The following is a 15876-nucleotide window of genomic DNA, read 5'->3' as shown; positions in this document are numbered from 1 at the left end:
CGACTGGTTTCGACGCGAAATACAAGAATTCGACGGTTGGGGGACCAGGAAGGAACGGCCCGAGACGATGGTCTGGTCGAGGTTCCTGGCTGCGGGGCTCGCCTGCGTGGCCGGGTACATCCTGCTCGCGGACGATGTCTGGCGTGCGGTCCTCCACGCGCTGGTAGCTGTGGTTACCGTCGTTGCATTCGTCCGCGGTGGATATGCGCGTCGCCGCGACGACCGGGCAACGTGGGTCCTACTGCTGATCGGTCTGCTGGCCTGCGTTGTCGGCGACGCCGTCGTCGAGTTCGGGGATGTCCAGGGGCGCGCGGCACCGGTGGTGTCGGTGGCGGACTTCCTGTATCTGATCGGCCATGCGGCGTTCGTCGGCGCGGTTCTCTGTTTGCGCGACGCCGACGGCCGCGTAGTCAAGGTCGAGGACGTTCTCGAGGCGTCGATCGTGGCTACCGGACTCGGCCTGATCTCCTGGGTCTTCCTGGTCGGGCACGGGCCGGCCGGAGAACTGCCGGCTCGGTTGGCGTCGAACTGGCCCGTTGTGCTGTACCCGATCGCGGACGGCCTGCTCGTCGCCACGGCCTTGATCCTTCTGCTGTCGAAACGCGCGCGAACCACTCCGTTCGTGCTGCTCACGGTCGCGTTCTGCGCGATCGCCCTGTCGAATCCGCTCGCGTACAACGCATCGGCATATACGTTCTGGAACGGTCTGACCGTCGACCCTGCCACCGCGACCTCGCTCCTCGGCTACGTGCTGTTGGCCGCGTACTCGCTCCACCCGTCGCGTCGGGTGTCGTCGTCCGTCGGGGTGGAGAAGCACTTGTTCGCCGACCGAACGCGACTCCTCGGGTTGTGCGCGGCGAGCCTGATGGCGCCCGTGGTGATGGGCGTAGAACTCGCACGAGGCGCTCCGGTGTCCGAGTGGGGCTGGATCGTCGCGGGGTGTTCGATGGTCGTGGTCGCGCTCGTCGGAGCTCGAATGGCCTGTTTCCTGTCGGTGATGAGACGCCAAGCGTCGGAACTGACCACCGCGGCGATGTCGGACTCCACCACCGGTCTGCCGAACCGTCGGCGTATCGGTGAACTGCTCGACCGCGCAGTCGACGAGGCGACAGACCAGGGAATCCTGGTGCTGATCGTCGACATCGATCGCTTCGCCCAGATCAACGAGACGTTCGGGTATCCGGTGGGAGACACCGTTCTGCGCGAAATCGGGCAACGACTCGTCTCCGCCGCGGTGACGGACGCCGTCGTCGGACGGCTCGGCGGAGACCAGTTCGTCGTCGCGGTACCGACGCAGCGAATGCCGATGCCGGCCGCCGAATGTGCCGAGCACTTCCAACGATGCGTGAGCAGGACGATGTTCGTGCACGACATCAATGTCGCGTTGGAGGCGACGGTCGGCGTCGTACAGTCCTCGACGCTGCCCGGCGCCGACGCCGACGCACTCCTGCAACACGCGCACGTCGCGCTGACCGCGGCGAAGGCGGGCCACATGCGCCTGTCGATCTACGCCCCGGCGATGGACTGCGATCGCCGCGAGCAGATGCGGTTGCTCGGCGAACTCGAAACTGCCGTTCTGCAACGCCAATTGCGCGTGTTCTTCCAGCCCTGCCTGGATCTGCTGACCGGCCGTGTCGTCGGCGTCGAGGCACTGTTGCGGTGGCAGCATCCACGAGAAGGATTGATCGGGCCCGGTTCGTTCCTTGCCGACGCCGAGCGCACCGGTATGCTGCCCGCGATCACCGCGTACGTTCTGGAAGACGCGCTCGCGTGCTGTGGCGCATTGCGCAGCAAAGGTTTTCGCATCGGAATCTCGATCAACCTGTCCGTGCGCAACCTGATCGACCCGACGCTCGTCGATCAAGTTGCGTCGGCGCTCGAGCGGCACGACGTGCCCTCGTCCGCAGTCGAATTCGAGGTGACGGAGACGTCGGCGATGACCGATCCGCGTCGCTCGGTCGACGCGCTCGTGTCATTGAGGGACATCGGATCGTCGATCGCGATCGACGACTACGGCACCGGATACAGCTCGCTGGCCTACCTCAGATCCCTTCCGGTGCAGACACTGAAGATCGACAGGTCGTTCGTCACCGCGATGAACAGTCAACCCACCAATGCATCCATCGTGCGTTCGACGATCGAACTCGGACGCAGCCTCGGAATGAACGTCGTCGCAGAAGGCGTGGAGGACAAGGCAACTCTGGATCGTCTTCGTGTTCTCGGATGCGACGGCGCGCAGGGTTACCACATCGGACGCCCTGTTCCCGCCGAGGAATTGCAGGCGCTCGTCGAGCGCGTCGAAGGCAGGGTCTCGTCCGGACTCGACGTGGACCGTGACGACGACGCCTCGTCGGAAGCCGTAGGGCCGGTGCCCCAACGACAGTAGTGAGTGACGCCGTACGGGCGTAGGACGATGAGGGCGCACCACGAAGCATCGGGGGATTCGAGTGCTGGTCAGTGGGAGTGCAGGACAGTGGATCCGGTTGTCGAGGAGTGGGTGGCGGAGTTCGCCGCCACGGCCGACCGATCCCCCGACGCGATGTGTCTGCGGGGGTCGGACGGTGATGTCGCGTACCTGAATTCGGCGGCGATCGAGTTGATCGGTGCGCGGGACACGGCCGAGGCGGTGCGGACCGCCGAAGGGGTGTTCGGCTCGGTGTACGCACGTACGGGCCCGGTGGCACGTGCGCTCGCGGGTGGGGTGTGGACGGGCGATGTCGAACTCACGCACCTCCGCACCGGAGAGGCGATACCGACGTGGGTGTCCGCGTACGTGGTGACGGGACGGCACGCTTCCGTCGCGATGGTGGCCTTGGCATTCCGCGACCTACGTGGTCGTTTCGATCACGAACGGCGCCTCGTCGAGGTCGCCGTCGCGGCCGACGCGCACGCCAGGGAACAGCGGGCGGTCGCGAATCTGAGTCGAATCGCGTTGACGGCCAGCCCAGCCCACGTCATGCAGACCGCAACCGACGCGGCCCTGTCGTTGATGGGTATGAAGTGCGCCGTCATCTTCGAACCCGGGTTTCCGAGCAGAACGGAACTGATGGCCGTCGCCTATTCGGGCCCGGGCCGTGCTCCCGGTCCGATTCCTCTGTCCCGCATGTCTCATGCCGCGGCAGCGCTGGTGTCCGACGAGCCCGTCGTGTGCGTCGACCGCGACGCGGAGTTCCGCTTTCCGACGGAATTCATGCGAGACCGAGGCGTGCGCAGCGGGGCTGCCGTCGTGATCGACGGGATGGGGGAGCCGTGGGGTGTCCTCGCGGTGTACAGCGCCGAGCGCAGGGGTTTCGACGACGGCGAACTCGCATTCGTGCAAACCGTCGCCGGTGTGGTGTCGGCGGCCGTTCGTCGGCACGACCTCGAGAGTGAACTGCGACGCCGGACGCTGCACGATCCGCTGACGGGGTTGCCCAACCGTGTGCTCGTCGGGCAACGGATCCGTGACATCGCCGAGAACGGAAACCCCTATCCGATAGCACTTCTCGTGATAGATCTGGACAACTTCAAGACGATCAACGACACGTTGGGGCATGCTGTCGGGGACGACATCTTGAGAATCGCGGCCGAAACACTGGCCGGCGCAGTGGGTCCCGACGACACCGTGTCGAGATTCGGCGGCGACGAGTTCGTCGTGTTGCATCGCGGGTCGGATGCCGTCGGAGTAGCGAAGCGGATACTCGCCGAACTCGCTGACCCGGTCGAGATCGAGGGATACGTCGTCACCGTCTCGGCGAGTATCGGCATCGCTGTCGACGACGGGTTCCAGGCCGACGCCGACGACCTGCTCAGGAAAGCCGACGCGGCGATGTACGCCGCGAAGAACGCCGATACGTCCGGGTTTTCGGTGTTCGGCACGCCGTCCTCACGTGCCGAACACGATCTTGCGCTGTGAGGCCGTCAGCTCTTGGCGGCGACGTCGAGCACGACCTCGAACTCGAGCAGTGACGCACCGCTGGACACCGGTTTGGCCCGCTCGCCTGCATGTGCCGCCCGTGACGGTCCCGACGCCCACTCCTGGAAGGCCTCTTCGGTCTCCCACTGCGTCACGACGAAGTAGCGGTTCTCGCCCTTGACCGGGCGCAGGAGCTGGAATCCGAGGAAACCCGGAGAATTCTCGACGGCTCCGGCTCGGGCGGCGAAGCGCTTCTCCAGCTCGGCGCCTGCGCCCTCGGGGACCTCGATTGCGTTGATCTTCACGACTGCCATGCTCGAAGGCTACTCGCCCTATTACAGTTCCAATGGTGCTGTACGACGAGGGTGGGACGGGGCGACCGCTTCTGCTGCTGCACGGACTGATGGGCAGTGCGGGCACGTGGCGTCGTCAGGTTCCGTGGTTGCGAGAGTTCGGGCACGTCTACACCTACGACGCACCGGGTCATCGCAGGCCGCCGCCGTCGGACCTCACCACGGAGGCGTTCGTCGAGGATCTGATCGAGCACGTCCGGCACCTCGGATCGACGGTGCTGATCGGTCATTCGATGGGGTCACTGCACGGAATGTGTCTCGCAGCCGCCCGCCCCGATCTCGTGTCGGGCGTGGTCGTCGAGGACATCGCGCCGGACTTCCGCGGCCGAACCGCCGACGCGTGGGCGGCGATGATCCGTCGGTGGCCGCAACCGTTTCCCGACGCGGATGCCGTCGACCGGTACTTCGGAGACGTTGCGGGACAATACTTTCGGGACTCCTTTCTGCGTCGCGACGACGGTTACCATCTGCACGGTGACGTGTCGACGTTCGAGAAGATCTCGCAGGAGTGGGGCACGCGGCACTTCTGGGACGAGTGGGATGCCGTCCGTGCGCCCAGTCTGCTGATCGAGGGTGAGTTCGGGATCACACCTGCGGGTCAGATGACGGAAATGCATCGCCGGAACCCCATGTCGACCTACGTGTGCGTCGCGGGAGCGGCGCACCTCGTCCACGACGAGCAACCGACGGTCTACCGGCAGGCGGTGGAGGAGTTCCTGCGCCGACTACAGTGACGCGAATGTCGACGGCGAGACTGAACGGTATCGAAATCAACTACGACGTCGCGGGCAGTGGGCCCCTCGTCGTGCTGGTCATGGGATCCGGAAGCCCTGGCCGGGTGTGGAAGACGCATCAGGTGCCCGCTCTGACGGCAGCCGGGTACACCGTCGTCACGTTCGACAACCGCGGAATCGCACCGTCCTCGGAATGCGGTGAAGGGTTCGTACTCGACGACCTCGTGGCCGACACCGCCGCGTTGATCGAGCACCTCGGCGGAATGCGCGCACGCGTCGTCGGGACGTCGATGGGCGCACGCGTCACGCAGGAACTCGCTCTCGCGCGCCCGGACCTCGTGTCGCACGCTGTCATGATGGCAACGTACGGCCGGGCGTCGGCGATGCAGAAGGCGCTGTCGCGCGGTGAGCGAGATCTGTACGACGCCGGAATCACGTTGCCCGACAGCTATCGTGCTGCGATCACCGCGATGAACAACTTCTCGCCCGCGACGTTGCGGGACGACACCGCGATCGGTGACTGGCTCGCCGTGCTCGAGTACTCGGGAGGTGCGCCGAGCGCGGGCAAGCGGGCGCAGATCGGGTTGGAGATGCGCGCCGGGTCGGAGCGGCTGACGGCGTACCGCAGAATCTCCGCGAAGACGATGGTCGTCGGGTTCGCCGACGACCGTCTCATCCCCGTGCATCTGAGCCGTGAAGTGGCGCAGTCCATTCCGGGCGCGCGATACGAAGAGGTCTCGGACGCAGGGCATTTCGGCTACCTGGAACGTCCGGACGTCGTCAACTCGCTGCTCGTGGACTTTCTGCGCTGACGCGCACTACCCCTCGCCGGCGAGAGCGAACAGGCCCGATTCGGTCTGTTCGACCAACCCGTCGACGAGCAGCGAGTCCAGTGCTCGGTCCCGCTGGCCCGGATCGCTGAGCCAGACGACGTCGAGTTCGGCGCGTTCGACGGGGCCGTCGCTCTCGCGGAGCACCGCCATCAGCTTGCCGCGCACCTGACGGTCGGTGCCGGCGAACTTCTGCACTTTCTTCGGCGGTCCGGTGTAGGCGGGTCGACCTGCTTCGATCCACGAGCACTTCGGCAGCGGGCACAGCAGGCATGCCGGATTCTTCGCCGTGCAGATCAATGCTCCGAGTTCCATCAACGCGGCCGAACAGCGTGCAGCCCTCGTTCGTTCGATCGGCAGTATGGCCTCGACGTCGGCCAGATCGCGCGTGGTCGAGGGATTGCCCGGCTCGGCGGCGCCATGAGCCGCCCGCGCGACGACGCGTCGAACATTGGTGTCCACGACGGGAACTCGCTGTCCGTAGGCGAAACAGGCCACGGCGCGCGCGGTGTAGGCGCCGATTCCGGGGAGGCTCAGGAGTGTGTCGACGTCGTCGGGAACGACGTCACCGTGCTCCGCGGCGAGTACGCCCGCGCACTCGTGCAATCGCAGTGCGCGACGCGGGTACCCGAGCTTGCCCCATGCGCGCAGCACCTCGGCCTGGCTCGACGCGGCCATCTTCGACGGCACCGGCCACCGCTCCACCCACTCCGCCCAGATCGGCGCGACGCGGGACACCGGCGTCTGCTGCAGCATGATCTCGCTCATCAGGATCTGCCAGGCCGTGACGCCGGGGCGGCGCCAGGGAAGATCGCGTTCCTCGGTGTCGAACCATCCGAGCAATGCGTCCGTATCGATCGGCACCTGCTCTGCGCACCTTTCTGCAGCGGACCCGACTCGCCGGTAACGGTGGGCCGGGGCACAATGGGGTCCATGCCTGCTACCAATCCAGTTTCAGCATGGAAGTCTCTCAAGGAGGGTAACCAGCGCTTCGTCGACGGCGAGTCGTTGCACCCCAGTCAGGGAATCGACGATCGGACCCGTCTGACGGAAGGTCAGCACCCGGGTGCCGTGCTGTTCGGCTGCGCCGACTCCCGCGTCGCCGCGGAGATCATCTTCGACCAGGGCCTCGGCGACATGTTCGTCGTACGTACGGCAGGTCATGTCATCGACTCCGCCGTCCTCGGTTCCATCGAATACGGCGTCGCGGTCCTCGGCGTCCCGCTGATCGTCGTGCTCGGCCACGACAGCTGCGGTGCGGTACGGGCGACGGTCGACGCGCTCGAGTCCGGAGACACACCGGGAGGCTACATCCGCGACGTCGTCGAGCGGGTCACGCCGTCGGTGCTGTCGGCTCGTCGAGACGGTCAGAATGCTGCCGACGAGTTCGAGCGTCGCCACGTCGAGGAGACCGGCAAACTGCTGATGGAGCGCTCTCGCATCATCGCGGAGAAGGTCGAGTCGGGGCAGGTCGCGATCGTCGGTCTCACCTACCAGTTGTCGGAGGGCAAGGCGCAGTTGCGCGCGGTCATCGGCGACATCGGCGAGCAGCCCTAGCGTTCAGGCGTATCGGCTTCGCGACACGCCGCGTGTGCTTCAGGGATAGGTAGCTGCTGGCGTTTACGGTTGTTCTGTGTTGCAACCGACCGGGCCTTTGCCTCCCGAAATCTATTGGCGTCGCCGAGCTCTCGCCATCGGCGCAGCCGTCGTGGTGCTCGGTTTGATCGTGTGGTTCATCTCGTCTCTCGGCGGTGGTAACGACGAGCCTCCGCAAGCCGAGCCCGCCGGTGTCGTCGCGACGACACCGGCGCCCACGACGCCGAGTGCATCGGCGACGCCGTCTCAACCGGCCTCGTCGGGCGGCGGGTCCGGCGGTTCGGGCAGCGGCTCCTCGGACAGTGGTTCGGGGAACGGTTCCGGCAATACAGCGGCCGGCAACGGAAGCACCAGCTCGTCCGCGGCCGCTCCTGCAGGCGCGCCTGCTCCCGCGAACCAGTGCTCGGATCAGAGCCTGGCCATCAAGGCGACGCCCGACAAGCCGTCGTACCGCGTCGGAGAAGAGCCCGGGTTCACGGTCGTCATCACGAACATCAGCTCGACGGAATGCCAGCGCGACGTCGGCGCAGGCCTCCAGCAGGCCCTCGTCTACACGCTCGACGATCAGCGCATCTGGTCCAACACCGACTGCTTCCCCGACGCACAGTCCGACCTGCGGACGTTCAAGCCGGGCGAGCAGGCAGGCTTCACGGTCAAGTGGTCGGGCACGAACTCGGTGCCCGGATGCGGCGAGGAGCGCATCCCGGTGGGCGTCGGCTCGTACAAGGTGATCGCTCAGCTCGGCGAGCTGCGCAGCTCGCCCGAGCCGTTCAACATGACCTGAGAGTTCGCTAGTCGTACGGTCCGGCGATGGAGGCCTCCGCGAGACGCGAGAGGCCTTCTCGTATATGACGGGCCCACAGTCCGCCGATGCCGTCGACCGATTGCAGGTCGGCTGCGGTCGCGGCGAGCAGACCCTGCAGCGTTCCGAACGAGCCGACGAGCCGGTGGATCTGGCCGAACTGCAGCCGGGGCACACGCGTCAACACCCGGTAGCCGCGCGGGTTCATCGGGGTATCGAGTGCCTCGATCGTGCCCGGGTAGCCGAACGCCCGCGCGAGCGTCGTCAGATCCAGTAGGTCCACGTCCGTCAGTTTGTCGAGGGCAGCGAGTGCCTTCTCGACGGCGACCGTGTCGGACGGTTCCGCACCGGCGAGATAGTCGCGAACGATCAGCTGTCGATCGGCATCGTTGTCGCCGAGGAGTTCTTCGAGTTGTAGGGCCAATTGCCTACCGTCCGTACCGAGTTCGAGGACGTTCTGCTCGATCTCCACGGACACGCGCCGCACCATCTCCAGCCTCTGCGCGACGGTCAGAGCGTCACGTAGCGTCACGAAGTCCTCGATCTCGACGACGGACAGCTGACGCGTGTTCTCGTCGAGGCGCGCCTTGTACCGTTCGAGCGTCGCGACGGCCTGATTGGCCCGGGAGAGGATCGTGGCCGAACCCTCGACCACGTGGCGTATGCCGGCGACGTAGACGCTGACGATGCTCATCGACTGGCTGACCGAGACGACCGGATAGCCGGTCTGCATCGCGGTCCGCTCGGCGGCCCGATGCCGGGTGCCGGATTCGACCGTCGCGATCTTGTGATCGGGAACAAGTTGCACATTGGACCGGACGATCCGTCGGCCGTCGGTGGACAGGACGACCGCGCCGTCCATCTTCGACAGCTCGCGCAGCCGCGTCGGTGAGAACTCGACATCCAGCTCGAATCCGCCGTCGCAGATGGCCTCGACCTCGTCGTCGTAGCCCAGCACGATGAGACCGCCCGTGCGGCCGCGCAGGATGCGCTCCAGGCCGTCGCGCAGGGCCGTGCCGGGCGCGAGACGTGCAATGGTGTCCCGGAGTGCCGGAGATGACGTGGTGTCGCGCGCGGATACGTCCATGTTCATCCCCTCGTGTTGTGTCACAGTCTCGCAGGTAGAGGGTACGCCGCCGGGGTCATACGGCCCGCATTGTTACCGAGTTCAATGCTTCACCGAGATTGGTGACGGCGTGGACCTTCATTCCGGCGGGCACCGTGTCGTCGTGTTCGGGCGTGATGGCTCGGGTAAAACCGAGCCGCGACGCTTCGGCGAGCCGACGCCCCAGCCCCGACACGCGACGGACCTCTCCCGCGAGTCCGACCTCGCCCAGGATGACGACGCCCGACGGCAGCGGCCTGTCGGTGACGGCCGACGCGAGTGCTGCCGCGAGCGCGAGATCGGCTGCCGGCTCGGTGGTCTTCATGCCGCCGACGGTCGCGGCGTACACCTCGCTCTTGGACATCTTGATGCCGCAACGACGTTCGAGGACGGCGAGGATCATGGCCACGCGGGCGGATTCGAGGCCGCTGACGGCGCGGCGCGGCGACGGCATCTGAGTGTCGACGACGAGTGCCTGCAGTTCGGCGAGCAGGGGACGCTTGCCGTCCATCGTGACCGTGACAGCGGTGCCGGGAACGGCTTCGGTGCGGTGGTGGAGAAACAGCCCGGACGGATCGGATATGCCGTGAATCCCGGTGTCGCGCAATTCGAAACAGCCGACCTCGTCCGAGGCGCCGAAGCGGTTCTTGATGCCGCGAATCATCCGTAGCGTCGAATGCTTGTCGCCTTCGAAGTGCAGGACGACGTCGACGAGATGTTCGAGCGCCCGCGGACCGGCGACCGCACCGTCCTTGGTGACGTGTCCGATGAGCAGGACGGCGACGCCTGTCGTCTTGGCGAGCGAGGTGAGCGCGCTGGTGATGGCCTTGACCTGTGTGACACCACCGATGACACCGTCCACGTCGGCTGCCAGCATGGTCTGCACGGAGTCGACGATCAGCAGGCTCGGCTTGACCTGCTCGACGTGGCCGAAGACCGTCGCCAGGTCGGACTCGGCGGCGAGGAAGACTCGCTGGTGGACGGCGCCGGTGCGATCGGCGCGAAGGCGCACCTGGCCTGCGGACTCCTCACCCGTGACGTACAGCGCGCGACGGTCCTCGCCGGTGCGAGCCCACCGGTGCACGACCTCGAGCAGAAGGGTGGATTTGCCGACGCCCGGCTCGCCCGCGAGGAGCACGACGGAGCCGGGAACGAGGCCGCCGCCGAGCACGCGGTCGAACTCGTCTATGCCAGTGGAGTTGGCCTGGGAGGTGGTACTGCTGACCTGCGTGAGTGCGGTGGCGGGAAGGGTGGGCACCATCGCGGCCGTCGCCGACCGGGTGTTGCCCGCCCCGAGGCCCGACGCACCCGGCCGACTGGCGACGGGCGCGAGGATCGGGGCTTCGTCCATCGAACCCCAGCTACCGCACTCCGGGCAGCGACCCACCCACTTGGCAACCGTGTGCTGGCAGGCCGAACAGCGGTAATTCGTCTTGAGCTTGGCCACGATCGAGAACGTTAGACGCGGCTACCGACAGGAACTGTCAGTTGTTGCCGTCAGCGCCTTCTTCGACCTCGGTCTCGACGATGCTCTGCTCGGCGCTCTCGGCCTCGCCGTGTGCCTCCGCCTCGACGGGCGACTTGTCGGAGACGTTGCGCGGAAGGACGGGGCCTGCGTCGACGGGAACGAGAACCTCGACGTCGCCTGCGTTCTCGAACGTGAACGTGACGGGGACGGTCAGTCCGGGACGCACGTCCTCACCGATGCCGTTGAGCTCGACGACGATCTGCTGCAGCGGGATCAGCGGGTCGTCGAGCTGCGTGTCGGCCGGAGCGCCTGCACCGAGCGCGGTGAGCGGTTCGATCTCGGTGCCGCCCGGCTCCTCGCCGAGGGTGATCGAGGACGCGGCCGTCGTCGCGATGCGGGTCAGCTTGTCGGAGTTGTTCGGGCTGTTGTTGACGGCGATGAAGCCGAGCTCGACCTTGCCGCCTGGCTCGATCGAGTACTCCTCGGACTGCGGGTAGACGACGTGTACGTTGCGCACCGAGATGTTTCCGACGTCGGCGGAGTTGCCGTTGACGGCAGCGACCTGATCCGCCGTCTGGGAGATCTGGCCCGCGCCACAGGCGCTCAGCGTCAGTGCGGCACCGGCGGCAATGGCTGCCGTCGCCACCAGTCGGCGGGTCTTACGGTGCGCAGTCGCAGCTTGGATCGCAGTCACGGGTCGTCCTCCAGTTGTGCCGGTCCGGGCCAGCCGGTACGTCAGGTCCACTAGGCAGAGTAGTAGTCATCGTCCGAAGGTTCTTCGCTGGGGCTTCGATCGCGTCGACGGATCCGGCGGGGACCGGCGTGTTCACCCGTGTTTCGTTTCGTCGCTGTTGCGTCGACACCGTGTATTTCCGAACCCATTGCGGGGGTGTCGGATACACGTTCCGGCCGTCCTGTCAACCCCTGCGACGTTCGCGCTGTGCCCCTGACCTGCGCCGTTGATCTGGGTGCGTGGTAAACTCGGAAAATCGAAAGGGGCACGGGACAGATGATTTTCAAGGTCGGAGACACCGTCGTTTACCCCCATCACGGAGCGGCGCTGATCGAAGCGATAGAAACCCGCACCATCAAGGGTGAACCGAAAGAGTACCTAGTTCTCAAAGTCGCTCAGGGCGATCTCACCGTTCGAGTTCCTGCAGACAACGCCGAGTACGTCGGCGTCCGGGACGTCGTCGGGCAGGAGGGCTTGGACAAGGTGTTCCAGGTTCTGCGTGCTCCGCACACGGAAGAGCCGACCAACTGGTCGCGCCGGTACAAGGCAAATCTCGAGAAGCTCGCCTCCGGTGACGTCAACAAGGTTGCCGAGGTCGTTCGTGACCTGTGGCGTCGTGAGCAGGATCGTGGTCTCTCCGCAGGTGAGAAGCGCATGCTCGCCAAGGCGCGTCAGATTCTGGTCGGCGAGCTCGCTCTCGCCGAGGGAACCGACGAGGCCAAGGCCGACACGATTCTCGACGAAGTTCTCGCTGCGGCTTCCTGAGTGACAGCTGCTTAGGTGGCTCGTTCCAACACAGGTCCCGTCGTCGCACTCGTTCCGGCGGCGGGCCGAGGTCTTCGGCTCGGTCTGGGAGAGCCCAAAGCGTTCGTGACCGTCGGGGGCAAGACCCTCCTCGAGCGCTCGGTCGAAGGCCTCGTCGAATCGGGTTCCGTCGATCGCATCGTCGTCATGGTTCCCGAGAAACTGGTCGAGCGGACCGGTGACTTACTGGGCTCCTTCGACGAGATCACGGTCGTCGCCGGTGCAGGCGAACGAACGGATTCCGTCCGATGCGGCTTGGCCGCGGCCGGTGACGCCGACATCGTTCTCGTGCACGACGCGGCCCGAGCGTTGACACCGTCGTCGCTCGTCTCGCGCGTCGTCGCAGAGGTGCGTGCCGGACGAGCCGCCGTCGTACCGGCGATTCCGGTCGCCGACACCGTCAAGACGGTCGACATCATGGGTGCCGTCGTCGGCACGCCGGATCGAAGCGGGCTTCGCGCAATTCAGACACCGCAGGGTTTCGACGCCGAACTTCTGGCCCGCGCGTACGCCGAGGCAGGCGATTCCGCGACGGACGACGCCGGTCTCGTCGAGCGACTCGGCGAAACCGTCCACACCATCGTCGGTGACCCGCTGGCATTCAAGGTCACCACTCCACACGATCTGCTGCTGGCCGAGGCGCTGGTGGGGCAGGAGCGTTCATGAGGGTCGGTATCGGGACCGACGTCCATCCCATTTCGCCGGGTCGGCCCTGCTGGCTCGCCGGTGTGCTGTTCGAGGACGGCGACGGGCTCGACGGCCATTCCGACGGTGACGTCGCGTCGCATGCGCTGTGCGACGCGTTGCTGTCCGCGGCCGGGTTGGGCGATCTCGGTTCGGTCTTCGGTACCGGACGGCCGGAGTGGGACGGCGTCAGCGGTGCAACCATGCTGACCGAGGTACGTCGACTGCTCACCGAGGCCGGATTCACGATCGGGAACGCGGCAGTGCAGATCATCGGAAACCGTCCGAAGATCGGCCCGCGTCGTCTCGAGGCCCAGGAGACGCTGTCCGCGGTGCTCGGAGCGCCCGTGTCGGTCTCGGCGACGACGACCGACGGATTGGGATTGACCGGTCGTGGCGAGGGAATCGCGGCGGTCGCGACCGCACTTGTCATGACGAAGTAAATGCACCGGTAGCATTGCTGGTCGTGACCCTTCACCTGTACGACACCGAGACGAGGGCCCTGCGGGAATTCACCCCCTTGGTCCCTGGCCATGCGTCGGTGTATCTGTGTGGGGCAACGGTTCAGGGGGAACCGCACATCGGGCACGTGCGCAGTGGAGTCGCGTTCGACGTGCTGCGGCGGTGGTTGCTCGCGCACGATTACGACGTCGCCTTCGTCCGCAACGTCACCGACATCGACGACAAGATCCTGAACAAGGCTCGCGACGCAGGCCGCCCGTGGTGGGAGTGGGCCGCGACGTACGAGCGGTCGTTCACCTGGGCCTACGACAAGCTGGGTGTGCTGCCGCCGTCGGCCGAGCCGCGCGCAACCGGGCACATCACGCAGATGGTCGAGCTGATCGAGCGGCTGATCGAGTCCGGCCACGCCTACGCCGCCGAGGGCGACGTCTACTTCGACGTCGTCAGCTTCCCGGACTACGGTGCACTGTCCGGTCACAAGCTCGACGACGTCCATCAGGGCGAGAGCGCGGCCGCGGGCAAGCGCGACCCGAGGGACTTCACGCTGTGGAAGGCCGCGAAGCCGGGTGAGCCGTCGTGGCCGACGCCGTGGGGACGCGGGCGTCCCGGGTGGCACCTCGAATGCTCCGCGATGTGCGAGGCCTATCTCGGTTCCGACTTCGACATCCACTGCGGTGGTCTGGATCTGGTGTTCCCGCACCACGAGAACGAGCGGGCACAGAGCAAGGCCGCCGGCGACGGCTTCAGCCGCTACTGGCTGCACAACGGCTGGGTGACGATGGGCGGCGAGAAGATGTCCAAGTCGCTCGGAAACGTGCTGTCGGTTCCGAACGTGCTGAAAAGCGTTCGGCCGCAGGAACTTCGGTACTACCTCGGCAGCGCGCACTACCGGTCGATGCTCGAGTACTCGGACAACGCGCTGCAGACGGCAGCCGTGACGTACCGGGGTATCGAAGGTTTCGTGAAACGTACCGTCGAACGTGCGGGCGACGTTCCGCTGGGAACGTGGACCGACGATTTCGCCGACGCGTTGAACGACGATCTCGGAGTGCCCAAGGCTCTCGCCGCCGTCCATGCGACGGTCAAGGCGGGCAACAGCGCTCTGGAGAGCGGCGACCTCCAGGGGGCCGTCGAGCAGGCGTCGAAAGTCAGGGCGATGCTCTCGATCCTCGGCGTCGATCCGCTCGATCCGCACTGGGACAGCGGCACTCGCGACAGCGATGCCGTCGTCGGAGCCCTCGGCGTTCTCGTGGACGCAGAACTCCAGCGCCGAGCACAGGCGAAGGTCGACAAGGACTGGTCCACCGCGGATGCGATCAGAGATCGCCTCGCGAAGGCGGGAATCGACGTGACAGACACCCCCAACGGGCCCGAATGGTCCGTCGGGGCAACCAGCAGTACCGACGAAGCAGGGCAGTGATGGCAGGCAATTCCAGTAGGCGCGGCGCAATTCGCAAAGCGGGCACGAAGAAGGGGCAAGTCGCCGGCTCCGGCGGTAACCGCCGTCGTGGTCTCGAAGGACGCGGTGCGACGCCTCCTGCCGAGGCACGGACGAAGCATCCCGCGGCGCGTCGGGCCAAGCTCGCCGAGAAGGCTGCGCAGTCCCAGGGCAGGCAGGGCGGAGGCCGCGTCGCGAACCGGAAGAACGACGACGGACCCGAGGTCGTACTCGGACGCAACCCCGTCGTCGAATGCTTGCGTGCGGGCGTTCCCGCGACGGCGCTGTGGGTCGCCACCGGCACCGACAGCGACGACCGACTCAAGGAGAGCGTCCAGCGCGCGGCCGACGCGGGCATCTCGATCCTCGAGGTCCCGCGCAGCGATCTCGACAAGCTCAGCGCCAACGGTCTGCACCAGGGTCTCGCGCTGCAGGTGCCGCCGTACCGGTACGCGCATCCGGACGACCTCGTCGGTGCGGCACGTGCGCATCAGGAGCCTGCATTGCTCGTCGCGCTCGACAACATCACCGACCCGCGCAACCTCGGTGCCGTCGTGCGATCCGTTGCTGCGTTCGGTGGGCACGGCGTCGTCATTCCGCAGCGTCGTAGCGCGAGCGTCTCGGCGGTCGCGTGGCGTACCAGTGCCGGCGCGGCAGCGCGACTTCCCGTCGCGCGGGCCACGAACCTGACTCGCACGCTGAAGGATTGGCAGACCAAGGGCATCACGATCGTCGGTCTCGACGCGGGCGGCGACACGACGCTCGACGAGTTCGACGGCACCGGTCCCGTCGCGATCGTCGTCGGTTCGGAGGGCAAGGGACTGTCTCGCCTCGTCCGCGAGAACTGCGATCACATCCTGTCCATCCCGATGGCAGGGCCGGTCGAATCGCTCAACGCATCGGTGGCTGCGGGCGTCGTGCTCGCGGACATCGCGCGGCAGCGTAGGCGCTGACGCGCCCGTGCGTGGTTGG

At 66.5% G+C, this 15876-nt stretch carries 16 protein-coding genes; 11 read left to right on the top strand and 5 right to left on the bottom strand.

The annotated features are described in order from the left end of the window. Positions 1-67: 67 nt before the first annotated feature. Together A3K89_RS05725 and A3K89_RS05720 are read left to right on the top strand one after the other, a co-directional pair. Positions 68-2386 (top strand): putative bifunctional diguanylate cyclase/phosphodiesterase, encoded by a 2319-nt coding sequence (locus A3K89_RS05725; RefSeq protein ID WP_068423163.1) that lies wholly within the window; start codon positions 68-70, stop codon positions 2384-2386. 87 nt (positions 2387-2473) lie between these two features. Continuing rightward, positions 2474-3895: a diguanylate cyclase domain-containing protein gene (locus A3K89_RS05720; protein WP_254303445.1), complete on the top strand. Its 1422-nt coding sequence runs from the start codon at positions 2474-2476 to the stop codon at positions 3893-3895. Between the two features lie 5 nt (positions 3896-3900). Here the strand turns inward: A3K89_RS05720 and mhuD are convergent, their stop codons facing one another. Next, positions 3901-4209, bottom strand: coding sequence for a mycobilin-forming heme oxygenase MhuD (mhuD, locus tag A3K89_RS05715; protein WP_068423160.1), 309 nt, complete (start codon positions 4207-4209; stop codon positions 3901-3903). A gap of 35 nt (positions 4210-4244) precedes the next feature. On the opposite strand from mhuD, the gene A3K89_RS05710 reads away from it, so the two are divergent. Both A3K89_RS05710 and A3K89_RS05705 read left to right on the top strand, forming a co-directional pair. Continuing rightward, entirely contained in the window at positions 4245-4982 is a 738-nt protein-coding gene (locus tag A3K89_RS05710; RefSeq protein ID WP_068423309.1) for an alpha/beta fold hydrolase, read from the top strand. Positions 4983-4987: 5 nt separating this feature from the next. After that, positions 4988-5794 (top strand): alpha/beta fold hydrolase, encoded by an 807-nt coding sequence (locus A3K89_RS05705; protein ID WP_068423157.1) that lies wholly within the window; start codon positions 4988-4990, stop codon positions 5792-5794. Positions 5795-5800: 6 nt separating this feature from the next. Here the strand turns inward: A3K89_RS05705 and A3K89_RS05700 are convergent, their stop codons facing one another. Further along, the gene (locus A3K89_RS05700; protein ID WP_068423154.1) at positions 5801-6676 is read right to left on the bottom strand and encodes an A/G-specific adenine glycosylase; all 876 of its coding nucleotides are present in this window, start codon (positions 6674-6676) and stop codon (positions 5801-5803) included. Between the two features lie 69 nt (positions 6677-6745). Between A3K89_RS05700 and A3K89_RS05695 the strand changes: the two genes are divergently transcribed. Then, positions 6746-7369, top strand: coding sequence for a carbonic anhydrase (locus A3K89_RS05695; RefSeq protein ID WP_068423306.1), 624 nt, complete (start codon positions 6746-6748; stop codon positions 7367-7369). A 76-nt stretch (positions 7370-7445) separates the two neighbouring features. Next, positions 7446-8192, top strand: coding sequence for a hypothetical protein (locus tag A3K89_RS05690; RefSeq protein ID WP_068423151.1), 747 nt, complete (start codon positions 7446-7448; stop codon positions 8190-8192). A 7-nt stretch (positions 8193-8199) separates the two neighbouring features. Here the strand turns inward: A3K89_RS05690 and disA are convergent, their stop codons facing one another. Genes disA through A3K89_RS05675 form a run of 3 tightly spaced genes read right to left on the bottom strand, consistent with a single transcriptional unit; the run spans position 8200 to position 11477 of the window. After that, entirely contained in the window at positions 8200-9297 is a 1098-nt protein-coding gene (gene disA / locus A3K89_RS05685) for a DNA integrity scanning diadenylate cyclase DisA (protein ID WP_114332007.1), read from the bottom strand. 55 nt (positions 9298-9352) lie between these two features. Next, positions 9353-10762, bottom strand: coding sequence for a DNA repair protein RadA (gene radA / locus A3K89_RS05680; RefSeq protein WP_068423146.1), 1410 nt, complete (start codon positions 10760-10762; stop codon positions 9353-9355). A 37-nt stretch (positions 10763-10799) separates the two neighbouring features. After that, complete coding sequence (locus A3K89_RS05675) at positions 10800-11477, bottom strand: hypothetical protein (RefSeq protein ID WP_068423304.1); 678 nt, start codon at positions 11475-11477, stop codon at positions 10800-10802. A 315-nt stretch (positions 11478-11792) separates the two neighbouring features. Between A3K89_RS05675 and carD the strand changes: the two genes are divergently transcribed. The 5 genes from carD to rlmB are packed head-to-tail and all read left to right on the top strand — an operon-like array spanning position 11793 to position 15857. Then, a complete protein-coding gene (gene carD / locus A3K89_RS05670; RefSeq protein WP_068423143.1) occupies positions 11793-12281 on the top strand; it encodes an RNA polymerase-binding transcription factor CarD in 489 nt (162 codons plus the stop codon). Between the two features lie 15 nt (positions 12282-12296). Then, complete coding sequence (gene ispD, locus A3K89_RS05665; RefSeq protein WP_068423140.1) at positions 12297-12986, top strand: 2-C-methyl-D-erythritol 4-phosphate cytidylyltransferase; 690 nt, start codon at positions 12297-12299, stop codon at positions 12984-12986. After that, the gene (gene ispF / locus A3K89_RS05660; protein WP_068423138.1) at positions 12983-13447 is read left to right on the top strand and encodes a 2-C-methyl-D-erythritol 2,4-cyclodiphosphate synthase; all 465 of its coding nucleotides are present in this window, start codon (positions 12983-12985) and stop codon (positions 13445-13447) included. Before ispD ends, ispF begins: the two co-directional genes overlap by 4 nt. A gap of 23 nt (positions 13448-13470) precedes the next feature. Next, positions 13471-14886 (top strand): cysteine--tRNA ligase, encoded by a 1416-nt coding sequence (gene cysS / locus A3K89_RS05655; protein WP_068423301.1) that lies wholly within the window; start codon positions 13471-13473, stop codon positions 14884-14886. Continuing rightward, positions 14886-15857, top strand: a complete 972-nt coding sequence (gene rlmB / locus A3K89_RS05650; protein ID WP_068423136.1) for a 23S rRNA (guanosine(2251)-2'-O)-methyltransferase RlmB — start codon at positions 14886-14888, stop codon at positions 15855-15857. Before cysS ends, rlmB begins: the two co-directional genes overlap by 1 nt. The last annotated feature ends 19 nt before the right edge of the window (positions 15858-15876 follow it).

The sequence above is a fragment of the Rhodococcoides kyotonense genome (genome assembly GCF_001645385.1).
Classification (GTDB): Bacteria; Actinomycetota; Actinomycetes; order Mycobacteriales; family Mycobacteriaceae; genus Rhodococcoides; species Rhodococcoides kyotonensis_B.
This window is presented reverse-complemented; position numbering and strand designations above follow the sequence as displayed.

What these genes read in the sequence shown, in the direction of transcription:
- A3K89_RS05725 (WP_068423163.1), top strand. Translation starts at nt 68, where the DNA reads ATGGTCTGGTCGAGGTTCCTGGCTGCGGGGCTCGCCTGCGTGGCCGGG.
- mhuD (WP_068423160.1), bottom strand. Translation starts at nt 4,209, where the DNA reads ATGGCAGTCGTGAAGATCAACGCAATCGAGGTCCCCGAGGGCGCAGGC.
- A3K89_RS05705 (WP_068423157.1), top strand. Translation starts at nt 4,988, where the DNA reads ATGTCGACGGCGAGACTGAACGGTATCGAAATCAACTACGACGTCGCG.
- A3K89_RS05695 (WP_068423306.1), top strand. Translation starts at nt 6,746, where the DNA reads ATGCCTGCTACCAATCCAGTTTCAGCATGGAAGTCTCTCAAGGAGGGT.
- disA (WP_114332007.1), bottom strand. Translation starts at nt 9,297, where the DNA reads ATGGACGTATCCGCGCGCGACACCACGTCATCTCCGGCACTCCGGGAC.
- carD (WP_068423143.1), top strand. Translation starts at nt 11,793, where the DNA reads ATGATTTTCAAGGTCGGAGACACCGTCGTTTACCCCCATCACGGAGCG.
- ispF (WP_068423138.1), top strand. Translation starts at nt 12,983, where the DNA reads ATGAGGGTCGGTATCGGGACCGACGTCCATCCCATTTCGCCGGGTCGG.
- rlmB (WP_068423136.1), top strand. Translation starts at nt 14,886, where the DNA reads ATGGCAGGCAATTCCAGTAGGCGCGGCGCAATTCGCAAAGCGGGCACG.